The sequence below is a fragment of the Aerococcus sp. UMB7834 genome, assembly GCF_030215145.1.
Lineage (GTDB): Bacteria > Bacillota > Bacilli > Lactobacillales > Aerococcaceae > Aerococcus.
Genome location: NZ_JASOLI010000001.1, coordinates 123,275 through 136,704, shown reverse-complemented (window position 1 = coordinate 136,704; position 13,430 = coordinate 123,275). Strand labels below are relative to the sequence as shown.

The following is a 13,430-nucleotide window of genomic DNA, read 5'->3' as shown; positions in this document are numbered from 1 at the left end:
CTATCAAATGGCTAAAGAAAAAGATAACAGTCATGTGGTGGCCCGAAATCGCAAGGCCAACCACGATTTCACCATTGAAGATACTATTGAATGCGGCATTGTCCTGACGGGGACGGAGATTAAGTCCGTCCGCCAGTCCAAGGTTAACCTAAAGGATGCCTTTGCCCGGATCGAACGAGGGGAGGTCTGGCTCTACCAATGCCATATCAGCCCCTATGAGCAGGGCAACCGTTACAACCCCGACCCCATGCGCCGGCGCAAACTGCTCTTGAAGAAGCGGGAAATCGCCAAGTTAGAAAAGGCGACGGAAAGAGACGGCTACACCTTAGTCGCCCTCAAAATGTATATCAAGCGGGGCTTTGCTAAGGTCCTTATCGGCACAGCCAAAGGGAAAAAACGCTACGACAAACGCCAGAGCCTCAAGGAACGCGATATGAAGCGTGACATCCAACGGGCCCTCAAGGTGCGCTAGACTTTTATCCAGAAAGGGCATATCTGCCGGACTACCATTTCGAAATATATTTTCAAGCTGGGCCGAGCCCGGCTTTTCTTTTTGGAAAGGCGATTTTATGTCCTCTAATCCTTAATATTAGCTTGACGACCAATAAAAAACTTTATACCGATTCAAAAAGTGGAGCGGATGCTGGCTAATACAATTCGCTAAAGAATATTTTCTAGCAGAAAACAAAAAGCATGCTATAATGAATAGAAGATGTAAGTGTTTTCTTACAAATATGTTTGAAGGGATTAAGCGTATGGATACAAAAGCCTCCTATACACATGACCGTTACTTGCAATTACTGGCCCAAAAATTTCCTAACCAGGCTGCGGCAACAACTGAAATCATCAACTTGGAAGCCATTATGGAGCTACCCAAGGGCACGGAACATTTCATGAGCGACCTCCATGGGGAATTCAATGCCTTCAACCATGTCTTACGTAACGGCTCAGGGAATATTAAAGAAAAGATTTCTGAAGTTTTTGGTTCCTTGCTCAGCCAGGAACAGCGTAATGAATTGGCGACGATTATTTATTATCCTGAAGAGATGTTGGCCCACCTCCTCCCTCAATTCACTAGCGAGCGGGAAGTGGTTGATTTCTACTATACGATTATTTCCCGTTTGGTCAAATTAGCCCAGTTCGTGGTGTCTAAGTACACCCGGTCTAAGGTGCGCAAGGCTATGGCCAAGGATATGGCCTATATTATGGAAGAGCTGATTTTTAAGGATTCCGTTGTGACCAATAAGGAATACTATTACCATAATATTGTAGAGAATATCATTGAATTGAATGAGGCTGACCTCTTAGTGGTACGTTTGTCGGAGTTAATCCGTGAATTAGTCGTGGACCATCTCCATATTCTTGGGGACATCTACGACCGGGGCGACAGCCCAGACAAGATTATTGACCTCTTGATGGAGAAAAAATCTTTAGACATCCAGTGGGGGAACCACGATGTGATCTGGATGGGGGCCGCCAGTGGGTCCCGGGTCCTGATTGCCAATGTCATCCGCATCTGCGCCCGCTATGATAACTTGAATATTATTGAGGACGCTTACGGGATTTCGCTTCGCCAATTGGTTTCCTTTGTGGACGCAACCTATTCGGATGATGACTTAGGGATTTTTATGCCTAAATTAGACCCAGATATTGACCACTTCCCAGCTGAAATCGTCCAGATTGCCAAGATGCAACAAGCCATGGCCATTATCCAGTTCAAGTTGGAAGCGGCCATTATTAAGCGTCATCCTGAATTTAACTGTGACAACCGCTTGCTCTTAGATAAGATTGATTTTGACAAGGGGCAGGTCTTCGTCGACGGGAACTGGCACCGCTTGCTTAATACCCATTTCCCCACTGTCGATCCCGAAGACCCCTACCGGCTGACGGAAGATGAAGAGATGATTATGGACCGTCTCCAGGAAGCCTTTCTCAATTGCGACCGTCTCCATAAGCATATTGCCTTCCTATATCGCAAGGGGGGGATCTACAAGTGCTATAACGATAACTTGCTCTTCCACGGTTGCATTCCTTTTAATGAAGACCATTCCTTTAAGGAGCTGGAAATCGATGGCAAGTCTTATGGGGGACGCACACTTATGGATAAGTTCGATAAGCAGTTGCGCCTGATGTATAGCTTCCGCCAGGCTGATGAAAGCAAGAATCCCTACCTGGACTATTGTTGGTATCTCTGGCAGGGCGAAGCCTCTTCGCTCTTTGGCAAGAAGCAGATGCGCACTTTTGAACGCTACTATGTCAAGGACAAGGACACCCATGAAGAATATAAAAATACCTACTACAGCTGGCGTGAAGAGGAAGCGTGTGTGGATACCATCCTCGAAGAATTCGACCTGCCCGTGGAATGTGGCCATGTGATCAATGGGCATACCCCCGTCAAGGAAATCAAGGGTGAAGATCCTATCAAGGCTAATGGAAAGCTCCTGGTCATTGATGGGGGCTTCTCCAAGGCCTACCAATCCACAACGGGACTTGCGGGTTACACCCTGCTCTTTAACTCCTTTGGTATGCAATTGGTCTGCCACCAAGCTTTCAAGGGAGTCGAAGACGTGGTCATGAACGGAACAGATATTATTTCCACCCGGCGCGTGGTCGATAAGGAGTTGGAACGTAAGACAGTGGGGCAGACGGATGTCGGCCAAGCATTAAAAACCAATGTCCAAGACCTTAAAGATTTACTTTGCGCCTTCCGTTCTGGTAAGATAGCAGAGAAGGAAGTTAACAATTAATAAGGGAGAGATTGAAGCGATGTCCAAAGGTGTCAGCATTTACTTTATGCGCCACGGCCAAACTTATTTGAACAAGTACAACCGCATGCAGGGTTGGTGTGATGCCCCCTTAACGGATCAGGGGATCCGGGACGCCATGCGCAGTGGACGGGGCCTAGCGGAGATTGAATTTTCCGCTGTTTATACCAGTGACCTGCAGCGGACGGTTAAGACAGCTGAATTAGTCTTGGATCAGAATAAGCAGGGCCAGGGCCTAGAAATTCAAAAGCGCCCCGAATTCCGCGAACAGTTCTTTGGCAGCTTCGAAGGCCTGGATGCTAAGGAGATCTGGGACGGCGTGAGTCGGCATGTCCACCAAGACTTGAGCCGGGGCTATGAAGGTTTGACTTCTCCCGATGCAGTTAAAGTTGAAATGGACGCCTTCCATGAATTGGACCCTAGCCATGATGCCGAGGACTTTATGACCTTCTGGCTGCGGGTGGAATTGGGCTTGATCGATGTCATTACCAAGCACCGGGAAACCGACCAAAATATCCTCATTGTTTCTCACGGCATTACCATCCGCAATATGATCCATGAACTCATTCCCGATTTTGAGATCGACCAGATGTTAGACAATGCCAGTGTCAGCATCCTCCGCTACCAGGATGGTTTCTACCATCTGGAAGCTTACAACCAGACCAAGCATTTTGCGGACCTCACTGAAGATTAAGTCGCTGCGATCTGCCCTGGTGACTGGTCTAAGTAAAAACTTCAAAAAATAAAAGCAGGCTCTCTTACAAAAGGAGGGCCTGCTTTGGGCTCGACAGGGTATGAGACTTGCACTGAGCCTTAGTATTTGTTATAATTATCTTTGCATCATATTCGGGGATGTTCCGGAATTCGACAGGCATGCCCCGATGTATGACTACATTCCGAAGCGACGCCTTCGTAAAAACGTCAAACAGTTTAAATATAACTGACAAACAAGAAAATCAAACTTTAGCATTCGCTGCCTAGCAGCATGCTAAGATCCGCCTAGTATCGCCCATGTATTAGTTCCGGGTCCTATTGAAGTGGGATACGCTCTAACTTTCCACCTGGAAGTTAGAGAAGAGACTGACCAGGTTCGCTAACCAGATCGGTTCGTCATAAGACCCCTGGGGCGCTAAATTGAATCTTATGACTATGAGTGTAAACGTCATATAATCGGAATGTCTGGACAGGGGTTCGACTCCCCTCATCTCCATTGGAGGGGTTTGAATGCTTTAAAAATAGCTCTCAAACGTTGATATAACAAGCTTCTTAGAGAAATTGAAAATCTTTGTAAACCAATCTCTATAGTACGGTACTATAGAGATTACTATAGAGATTGAGGAAGAATTAATCACAAATATAACCCCGCAAGAGATGAGGAGGGACTGTATTTACTCCTCTAACAGATATGAAGCTACGGTTCAGCCGTGGCTTTTTCTTTTGCCTTTTTTAATGATGCTTAGGGGGTGCCCCACATGCACAAGGGATGAATAAGAGATGGGGTAGCGATTTGCGACCTCATCGAGGTAGCCCCACATACACAAGGGGTGAACAATTCGTTCTTTCCCTTAACTTCTTTATCTACGATAACCCTACATGCATATGGGGAGAATCATCGCAAAACACGACTTTAGAAAAGAGGTAGGCCCACATGCACAAGGGAGAATTGGCGAGTCGACTCGCTTTTTAGCTCTGAAGCTGTAGGCCCTACATACACAAGGGGGAGAATACTATCTTTTTCTAACAATTTGTCGGCATTGAGCTAGCTCCACATGTACAAGAGGACGATTGTTCAGATTCTGAACGAACAAATTATTCTGCTTGGTTAAAAGGCTGTCCACGGTACGGAAGCCCCTCATACACATAGAATTAAAGCGCCTTTTAATTACCAAGAAATCATAAGGAAAAAGCCCTCTCTGCACTTCCTGGGGAAACTGCCCAACCTTGATAAAACCTTGACATCACTTCTGGCCCATACATTCGGCTAGATAACAGGTTTTAACAGGTAGCTGGCACCACTCAAGCCTAGGCCTTTTAGTGTATGTTTTTGTAGGTTCTGGACACTCTGCAAGTCCACTGAACAGAATAAAAGGGGGTCGGCGCTTACGACTCCCCATTGAGGTTTTATGAGGTTGTTGGGGTGGGGTTGGCACTACAGACGCTAGCCCAATAAGCAAATTAAATTATCTGATATACCGAAACGGTACCTCAGAAAGTGCCACTACCTCACCCTAATCTAACCCTTATTAACAATCCTCCTGCCTACTGTCTGCCGTGGTCTAACGCTCTGAATAACTGCATCACTTGATTAACGATTCTGCACATACTTTTTAAGGTGTCCGATATGTCTATATGGATAAATGCCAGCCTTGCTAAGAGTTTGCTGTTTCTCTCTCTTAGTAAGACTGGCCTTAGCATTTGCTTTTAAAGCCTTCTAGCGGTCTATTACAGGCGTTTGGCATGCACTGAAACCTTATCCCCTAGAATGTCCACTGACCTATTTAAATTTAGTTGTTGATAATATTTCTCAGGCTTAGAATGCATCACGGGCTTAATCGTTTATAATTTCTCCGTCAATTATTTTTCTATCTGCCTGGGGAAGCATCTTATTCATATCGTCAGCCCAAGCCATTGCTAAACTAACCAAGTCTCTTATTCTGTCTGGGGCGCTACTGTTTCCCAAATTATTAATGATGGGCTTATACCTTCTTGGGGCCATTTCTTTGTCAAAGAATTCATGAAATCTTTCTTCCATTTCAAATAATTCTTCGGCTGAATCTATAAATTTTTTAGCTTTCGCTTTATCTTTGCGCAAGGTATCTATATCTTTTCTTAGGGCCTCAGCCGTGGCGCTGTCCTCTTCGTATTTTTGAAGTTCCGCATTAGCTTTTTCTATTTGTTGATTTAATCGATAAACCTGCGCATTCAATCTTTTGTTTTCCTGCTCCATCTGGTCATAGTTAGGGGGTACAACTTCCTTCGTGATGACTTCTGGCTCTTGTTCGTTCATCTCGTCAATTGTTTGATTCAGCCCATCTATTTGCTTGTCCTTCTCTGCAATTTCTTCTTTATAACGTTTCTCCAGCGCTTTGTATTCTTTGTGAGTGGTAATGTCTCCGTCAAATACTGCTTGATTAACATCGCCTATGGCTGAAGGCTTGGCCATCTCATTTTGAACTGATTTAGGGGCATCTAAGAAGACATCTCTTTCAAGGGGGTTTTCCAAATTTTGGAAAAGCTTATAAGCGTTGATATAGTTATAGACATTCGACTTAGAAAAGTTCTTGCTTTCAATCCATTTAATAAATACGCCTCCGTCATAATCAGCCAGTTCTTGCTGGGCCTTGTAAAGCACTGCGCCAACTTCAATTGAATAGTTCTGATAGATTCCGTCTAGTTGGTTACTAAGGCCCTTTAAGATGTGCCTGGTCTCTTGGTCAACTAATTCATAGTCAAATGGAACTGGCTGTTCTATTGCTTCGTACATCGTTTTACCTCCTCAGCATTCTTTTTTATCCACCATTTTCCACCATTACCGCAAATAGTTAATATGCTTGGCATAGCATTGCAAAATCTCATCTCTCATCTTGTAGATTTTATGCTTGGAACAATACAGGTCTTCCGTGAACACTTCCCAAGTGTCTTCATAAGGTCGCTCCTTAAATCTCAAGTGCATTAGATGAGCTGGCTCACTGGGCAAGGCTTCCGCTGTTTCGGTCACTGCCTTCTTAAAGCGTTCTTGCTGTTGAATGTACGGGTCGTCCAGTAGCTTCACCATATCCTGCTCATTGTGGTTCGTGATGCCAGCCTGGCGCTGTATCTCTGGTGTTAGGTTCTCCCGCTTCTCCAATAGCTCCAATTTTCTTAAATTAATCTCTCGGTCATAGTTTTTATAATTTAGAATGCACTCTTCTAGCCATTGCTTTTCGATTCTGCTTAGTGGTCGCATGAATAACCTCTTTTCTATGTTCTGTCCTGCCTAACGTTCAAGAGAAGGGCGACAATTATTCGCTTCTCATAGCGCTGTTTGCTGTCGCCTCAAACTCTTCGGGGGTAAACTCATCACCAGCATGAACAGTTCCAATTACACATTTAAGCGGTTCTATAGGCTGGTTACAGGTCTTGGCATAGCTTACCGCCTTGAACAAGTCATCGTTCCTTGTGGTGCTGGTACCGTTAATAATACGCTCATAGGCTTGTTTGCCCTTACCGTCTCCCGTCCGTCTGCTTGGTATGTGGCTAAAGTCGTAATTCTTCAAGACATTCTTAGCTGAATACTTTCTCATAGTCTGCTGTTGGTATGTCCCACTACCGCTAAAGATACGCTTTTCAAACTCACCATGATAGCGAACAGGGGGCACTTTATTAGATGTATAGCGTCCGTCAGACGTTACAGAACCATCTAACATGAAATAGGTGTTGTCCTGCGCCTTAATGTCTACACGCTCCAAATAGCCTAGATGCTGTCGGTAGTCAATGCCTTCGTTTTTCCTAAAAATTACATGAATGCCACCGCTGGGCGTATTCTGTTGCCAGGTATTGCCAGCATTAGCCACAAACTCATCATAGTAGGGGATTGCTTTAATCGATTCTAAGCCGTGCTTTTCTCCCGCTTTCTTCGGGGTGTCGAAATCTACGCACCATACACCACGGCACAAGACCGCTAAGGCCTGCGCTTTCTTATACCTACTGGCGTAATAGTTAATGAATCCTTCAGTAATTGGAATATTCCTAAAGCTTAACATTGGGGCCTTATCCTTCATGGGGATAACCTGAAGGCCTCTGTTCAAATAATCTAGGGCACAATCATAGCCGTTCATCATGCATTGCCTCCTTATTTTGCCATTTACTCACCCTTAATAACTCTTGTTTTTTCTAAGGTTAGGATGGATATTGTTGTCATATCAACGTTTCTAGCCTTTTCCTCACCCATAACCCTTATCACCCTCACTATATAAAATATATATAAGCATAAATAGCAAACATGTCTATATAAAATATAGTGAATAATAAATAAAATATTAATTAAGAGTGATAAGGGTTAGTTGTTGTTATATCAATATTCTTAGGGTGATACTTGAGTTAGTCAGGGTGATTATAGGTTAGCTTTTTAATCTAATAACTCATACATTCTTTGAAATAATTCTTCATTACCTATGGCATGGACTTTATGGCTCTGGCCATCTATCCATTTAGATTGATTAATTGCAACTCCAATGTCTTTTATGTCTTCTTTAGCTTGCTTGTATCTCAAACTTATGTAATCCGCTTGTATAGAATCCTGTAGCTGTTCCTCTCCTGCCAATATGAATCCTTGTTTGCCAATCACTCGCAATAATATTTCTTGGGTGTCCGTGAACTCGCTTGCTTTATTTACATTAGCGAACGTGTAAGACTTGAAATTGAATTGTCCGCCTTGTTCCTTCAAGTAATCTAAACTGGCAATCAGGAAGCTAACCCCTGCTTTCTGGTTAGGCTTCTTTTTAGGGGCAATCCAATTCCACCATGGTTTAAACGCCTGCTCGGTCTCTTTAGGGGTCTCCTGCTGTCTATCCCTTGGGGCAATGTTGACCATTCGGCGCAAGTTTGCTTTCAGTTCTGTGACCTCAATTTTTTCATTGGTATCTAGGATAAGCACCGCTTCACTCTTGAATGAAATTTGATTCGCACCAATATAGCGCCCCGTTAATACTTCGCCTGTCCCAATTCGTCTAAGGCTAGGCCATTGCTTAGAGGTGATTCGTCCTGTTTCGTTGAGATGAGCCACTTCAGCCCCTAAGAAGCGCATTAAGGCATTTTGCTTTTCAATACTCGAACCATATAGCAAGGAATCTGAATCAACTGGCGTAACTTCAAAGACTGCTTCTAAGGCATGCATGAATAAGCCTTTACCTGTTCCGCCTTGGTCTTTGATTAGAAAAATCTTTTCGGCTGGCACTATGTCCATCTTACGATACATCACGTATGCAAAGAGAAGGCTCATGTTATGTAAACATTCAGGCTTGTCGTTCATAAACTCAAGATATTTTTTAGCCCGTGATGTCTGTAAGTCTTCCAAATTTACACCAGGGAAATAACTGGCTACAAGTTCGTTGCTTTGTAGCTGGTATTCGTCCAACTTTAAGGCTTTTACATCATAAATCCAACCATTGCCAGCTATCACATAGGGCATTACTTTATAGCCGTGCTTTTCTTCAAAGTGATCGTTAAACAGTTCTTCAAAGACTTGTAAGAAATCATCTATCACTTGATTCTTATTAACGCAATAATGATTTTTAAACTGGCCATCTGTTAGTTGAATATATGAATGGGGTTCGCTTAGTAACAAGAAGCTTTCTAATTCGTGGCTGTAGATAATTTTTTCAGAACATAAATCTGCGATAAACATAGCATAGGCATTAAATCCCTTAGCTGGTTTATGCACTTCGTTTTCTTGGCCATTTTTTTGCTTTTCTGTTGTTATTCGGCCATAGTAAAGCCCCGTTTTTCCCGCCCGTATGATATAATTAAGGGGTAGGGAATTGAAGTATTTACCGTGTTCAAAGCCTTTTGCCTCATGGTATACGTTCCCGACATTCTCTATAGATTGGCTTTTGCTCTCAATATCAGCAAAATAAATCTGATTTAAAATGTCCTTAATTCTAGCTAGATTAGTGCTTTTTACTAAGTCTAGCTTTTCTTTTATCTGAAATAGACGTTCATGCAATTCTTTTGCTCTCAAACATGATTACCTCCTTACTTAATGCCTAGGTTATCTAGGAATTCTTGTAAATATTTTGGATTATCACTATTTTCTAGCGCACAATAGACATCTTCCAGCAAGTCATAATAGGTAGTGGTCATCTGCTCTATAAAGGACTCGCTGAGTTCTTTCTCCAGCTCCGCCATCTGCTGGGCGTGGCCCTCGCTCACGGGAACGGAAAGATCCAAAAGCTCCTGCAACGTCTTCTGTTGCGCTATCAGGTCAATAAGTGGCTTCAGCTTGTCTGCTAGCTGGTCATTCTGTTTACTGGTGAGATAGCTCTGTCTGTTGTCGGTTGTCTGGTCTAGTGAATGGGTTAAATTGGTCATTATAAATCCTCCTTTAAACTAGCCCCACCGCCTAAGATATGCTATAATATCAACAAAGGAAGGGAATTATTTCCGTCTTCTTTTGTCTTATCTGGCGGTAGGACTGAACAAGTGGCTCAGGCGTTAAGCTTGGGCCTTTTTTTATTGGTAAGGGTGGGCTTTTATGAAATCGTTCATTTCTTTTCGGTCAACATACAGCTTGTTGCCAACCTTGTAGAGGGGAAGGCCCTTTTCTTTGTGCCATTTCTCTGTAATGGTGTTTCGGCTAACGCTGTACATCTCGCTTGCTTCGTCTGTGGTCAACAACTCCCGTGTTACGGCGCAATCTCTCTGTGCCTGCTCAATGGCTTCACGGTAGACGGTTCTAAGTGAATTAGTTAGCTCCGTTTGGAATTGGTCGGGTAATTCGAACTGTAGCATGCTTATTCCTCCTCGCTCTGCGCTTTTAGCTTCGTGATGGTAGCCTCTGATTGCTCAAGGCTTTCAGATAATAGGCGGTTCAGGGTAAACAGTCGCTTCGATACGCCTGCGCACTCAGCGCCATAGATAGCCAGCTCGGTAGGGGTGAGCTGGGGCAACTTCTTGCCTTTTAGCTTCAGGGCTTCCAACTGCTCCCAAAGAATATCAGTCAGGACTTTTTGCTCTTCTGCTTTTTCTTCTAAAAATGAAATACGGTCTTTTGTTTCTACGTTCATTGTATCTGCTCCATTTCTAGCGCTTCAGGGGCTAGGAGGTATAAACACCTTGCCCCATGTGGTCAGCGCTCTATTTTCTTTTACTATAAGTCTTGTCAGCCAACTAGGGCGTTTATTCTTAATAGCCCTCGTCTGCTCCTCCTATTTGCTGTAAACTTCGTCTGCTTGAATAATTTCTTCGCCTGTCACTTTCTCATAGTGATGGGCTTGTAGGGAATAGGCATCATTGCCAGCTTTGTAGCGTTCCAGGTAAACATGGTTCGTATAGGTGAGTAGGGCATACACAAAACCAAATATGGCCACTAGCGCTAAGGCACCGCCTAAGATTGCTTTCTTCATGGGTTCGTCTTTCTCCTTCAAATTGGCTAGCTTGCGCAAGCGTGTAGGCCATTGACTTGCTTTTAGGTATAAACCCCTTGCCGTGATGGCCTAGGGTGTATTTCCTTGTACTGTAAGCGTATGGACGCAAGATTGGCATTTTAAGCTTTTAGCCTTGTGCTCGGGCCTTCCTCAGCCGCTCTGCGGCCGCCTGCTTCTGCTCCTCGGTCATTACTCTATGGCCTCTAATAGAAACAATGCCGTCTATTTCTCCCTCAAGGGCAATGAGCTTGCCTGTGTCCCTGTGATAGGTCTTTCGGCTGTTCACGCCAGCGCTAGGAATAATCTTGTCTTCCCACTTCCTGGCATGTGGCCCATAGTTGGTATAGAAATACCATGCCTGGCGTTCCACGTCATAAGTGATAATTGTTTCCGCTTCCTCCCGTGGGGTGGTGGTGTCTTCGTACTCTCTAAATTCCATGTTTGCATCTCCTTCTTGTTGTCTGATAATACAGTCCGTCCTCAGCTCTTGCGGGGCATTTTTATTTTGTTATTTAGAACGTCTGTTTCATCGTCAATATGCTATAATTAATGTGTTAAATTTTTTTCTTTTGGCGCTTCTAGTCTGCAAACTAGGGGCGCCTTTTTGTCGTCTAGTAACTTGTCTTTAATTTCTTGGTAGGTCAGGCCCTGGCTAAGATAAGCAATCGTTAAGATAGCATTCTCTCGGTACTGGGCAAGCTCGGCATCACTCATTAAGTCTAGGCCTGGCGTGCTATCTGGGGCGTCCGCTTGCTCCTTTATCTTGGCTGGTGTAAGCCCTGTGACTGATTTACAAAGCAATCTAGCAATGTTGTTAAAGGAAAAACCATTCTTATGCTCCCAAGTGTCGATAGACTCATTGAGTTCTTTATGGATAACCCTCTCAATCTCCCGTTGAACTCTGAAAGCTTGGTTCTCTTTCTCTAGTTTCTCTATATAGTCGTATAGCCAGTTTCGGAACTGTCGGCCTTCTTCCGTTCGGGATAGCATGCCTATCTCCGTGATGCCTCGCTTGTTGAATAGTCGGGTCTTATATTCTTTTCCGTCAGTAGCCCTCAGTTTGAGGGGTACTGAAAGTTTCTTTTCTTTGAGATAGGGGTATCTGGCCATGAGGTTTTCAATCCCTTTTCTCGTCTTATATCCAAAGCCCTGCGCTAGCTGGTCAATGGTCAGATAGATGTCTCGGGCTTCGTCTACGTAAAAATCCACTTGTAGGGTGCCATATTGCTGATTCTGCATTAAATGCATTTGTCTTCCTCCTTCCGTGTTGTGTCGCTATCGTCTGCTTGGTACTGCAAGGGCCTCACCTCCTTTAAATAACTTTTGCTAACTTGTTAACTAAAAAAAAGAGCATCGATTGTTAAAGTGGGGTCCACTGCTTTGAATAACTCTAAAATAATTACTTTATCTTTATCATTGAATGATATTTTTCCATGTTCTTTAAGCCAATAAGATTGTTTTGTGATTCCTAACTTATCAGCCATATCAGTTTGAGTTAATCCCAACATAGTTCTATAACCTCTTATTTTATTAGCTGTGTCAACGGCCATGTTTTCACCTCCTCTGATAACTTACGCTAACTACATGGTATAACAATAAATTAAATAAGTCAACAAAATACTTTAACTTTTGCTAACATATGATATTATTATATAAACAGGAGGTGTTGTTGGTGGATAATGTGAATAAGAAATTAGTAGGTCAGAAAATCAAACAAATTCGCTTAGAAAGAGGTGATACACTAGAAGAGTTCGGGGAGAATTTTAACACTAGCAAAGTAACGGTTTTTAATTGGGAAAAGGGTAGAAATTTACCTAATAAAGAAAATTTAAAAATCATTGCTGATTTAGGGGGGATTACAGTTGAGGACTTACTGAATCCCATGTCAAAGAAAAAAATCAAGTCATATTTAGTTAATTTGTTAATGCCTAAAGAAATTGAAACTAATGATGATGATGTGTTAGTTTTACCTGCTCATGATGTGCCCGCCTGGTTTCGCTCATATGTAGAATCAACTACAGATTTCCATGAAATTGTAATCAATGGAATTTTTATGGGTAAAGATGTGGGCTCCATGCCCTTCAGTAAAAGAAATGAAAAAGAAAACGAAAAAACTCAAATAATATTTAAAGAGGTAATAAATGATACGATAGATAATGCCGTTGACTATATTTATTCTACACAACCTCAAAATGATAGTGATATTGAACTAGCTGCTACTTATTTTTATAGGGAATTAGAAATAAAACAATCACGTAATTTTGAAAATAGGGCTAGAATCTTGAAAAAGAATATAAGAGAAACGCCTCCTTTTGATGGCTCTATTATGGGCGGGGACGTTGATTATATATATTCAGTTTTTAAAAATATGAAGAAAGATGTAGAAGATGATGAGCTCTATTTAGAGGCTGTCGAAACTTATGCACAAAATACGCTTGATACCATAATGCACGAAACGATTCAAAGAGTAGATGAATTAATACATGAATATAAAGAGTATAAAAATAACGCCACTGATTGCGACAAAATCTGATTAAATTCC

Annotated in this window: 15 protein-coding genes and 1 other RNA gene; 5 read left to right on the top strand and 11 right to left on the bottom strand. The window is 42.8% G+C overall.

Translation table 11 applies throughout. The features are described 5' to 3' along the window. Nucleotides 1-7: 7 nt before the first annotated feature. From smpB to ssrA, 4 genes are all read left to right on the top strand, one after another. Entirely contained in the window at nt 8-472 is a 465-nt protein-coding gene (gene smpB / locus QP339_RS00680) for an SsrA-binding protein SmpB (protein WP_284909987.1), read from the top strand. Between the two features lie 283 nt (nt 473-755). Continuing rightward, nucleotides 756-2,747, top strand: a complete 1,992-nt coding sequence (locus tag QP339_RS00675; RefSeq protein ID WP_284909986.1) for a fructose-1,6-bisphosphatase — start codon at nt 756-758, stop codon at nt 2,745-2,747. A 19-nt stretch (nt 2,748-2,766) separates the two neighbouring features. Beyond that, nucleotides 2,767-3,459, top strand: coding sequence for a histidine phosphatase family protein (locus QP339_RS00670; RefSeq protein WP_070619692.1), 693 nt, complete (start codon nt 2,767-2,769; stop codon nt 3,457-3,459). 154 nt (nt 3,460-3,613) lie between these two features. Continuing rightward, nucleotides 3,614-3,978: a transfer-messenger RNA gene (gene ssrA / locus QP339_RS00665) on the top strand. Nucleotides 3,979-5,313: 1,335 nt separating this feature from the next. Here the strand turns inward: ssrA and QP339_RS00660 are convergent. The 11 genes from QP339_RS00660 to QP339_RS00610 all read right to left on the bottom strand — a co-directional run bounded on the left by QP339_RS00660 (nt 5,314) and on the right by QP339_RS00610 (nt 12,438). Next, nucleotides 5,314-6,249 carry a hypothetical protein gene (locus QP339_RS00660; protein ID WP_284909985.1) on the bottom strand — a complete coding sequence of 312 codons (936 nt, stop codon included), beginning with the start codon at nt 6,247-6,249 and terminating at the stop codon, nt 5,314-5,316. A gap of 45 nt (nt 6,250-6,294) precedes the next feature. Continuing rightward, nucleotides 6,295-6,711, bottom strand: coding sequence for a DUF722 domain-containing protein (locus QP339_RS00655; protein WP_284909984.1), 417 nt, complete (start codon nt 6,709-6,711; stop codon nt 6,295-6,297). A 55-nt stretch (nt 6,712-6,766) separates the two neighbouring features. Then, on the bottom strand, nt 6,767-7,585 hold the full coding sequence (locus QP339_RS00650) for a bifunctional DNA primase/polymerase (protein WP_284909983.1): 819 nt from the start codon (nt 7,583-7,585) through the stop codon (nt 6,767-6,769). Between the two features lie 287 nt (nt 7,586-7,872). Then, nucleotides 7,873-9,483, bottom strand: a complete 1,611-nt coding sequence (locus tag QP339_RS00645; protein ID WP_284909982.1) for a phage resistance protein — start codon at nt 9,481-9,483, stop codon at nt 7,873-7,875. A gap of 14 nt (nt 9,484-9,497) precedes the next feature. Beyond that, complete coding sequence (locus QP339_RS00640) at nt 9,498-9,833, bottom strand: hypothetical protein (RefSeq protein ID WP_284909981.1); 336 nt, start codon at nt 9,831-9,833, stop codon at nt 9,498-9,500. A gap of 141 nt (nt 9,834-9,974) precedes the next feature. Next, complete coding sequence (locus QP339_RS00635; RefSeq protein ID WP_284909980.1) at nt 9,975-10,253, bottom strand: helix-turn-helix domain-containing protein; 279 nt, start codon at nt 10,251-10,253, stop codon at nt 9,975-9,977. Nucleotides 10,254-10,255: 2 nt separating this feature from the next. Then, on the bottom strand, nt 10,256-10,528 hold the full coding sequence (locus tag QP339_RS00630) for a hypothetical protein (RefSeq protein ID WP_284909979.1): 273 nt from the start codon (nt 10,526-10,528) through the stop codon (nt 10,256-10,258). 141 nt (nt 10,529-10,669) lie between these two features. Next, complete coding sequence (locus QP339_RS00625) at nt 10,670-10,867, bottom strand: hypothetical protein (protein ID WP_284909978.1); 198 nt, start codon at nt 10,865-10,867, stop codon at nt 10,670-10,672. Nucleotides 10,868-11,015: 148 nt separating this feature from the next. Then, the gene (locus tag QP339_RS00620) at nt 11,016-11,327 is read right to left on the bottom strand and encodes a hypothetical protein (protein ID WP_284909977.1); all 312 of its coding nucleotides are present in this window, start codon (nt 11,325-11,327) and stop codon (nt 11,016-11,018) included. Between the two features lie 107 nt (nt 11,328-11,434). After that, nucleotides 11,435-12,136 carry a BRO family protein gene (locus tag QP339_RS00615; protein ID WP_284909976.1) on the bottom strand — a complete coding sequence of 234 codons (702 nt, stop codon included), beginning with the start codon at nt 12,134-12,136 and terminating at the stop codon, nt 11,435-11,437. 86 nt (nt 12,137-12,222) lie between these two features. Then, nucleotides 12,223-12,438 carry a helix-turn-helix transcriptional regulator gene (locus QP339_RS00610; protein WP_284909975.1) on the bottom strand — a complete coding sequence of 72 codons (216 nt, stop codon included), beginning with the start codon at nt 12,436-12,438 and terminating at the stop codon, nt 12,223-12,225. Nucleotides 12,439-12,560: 122 nt separating this feature from the next. Here QP339_RS00610 and QP339_RS00605 point away from each other — a divergent pair, with 122 nt between their 5' ends. Next, the gene (locus QP339_RS00605; protein ID WP_284909974.1) at nt 12,561-13,421 is read left to right on the top strand and encodes a helix-turn-helix domain-containing protein; all 861 of its coding nucleotides are present in this window, start codon (nt 12,561-12,563) and stop codon (nt 13,419-13,421) included. The last annotated feature ends 9 nt before the right edge of the window (nt 13,422-13,430 follow it).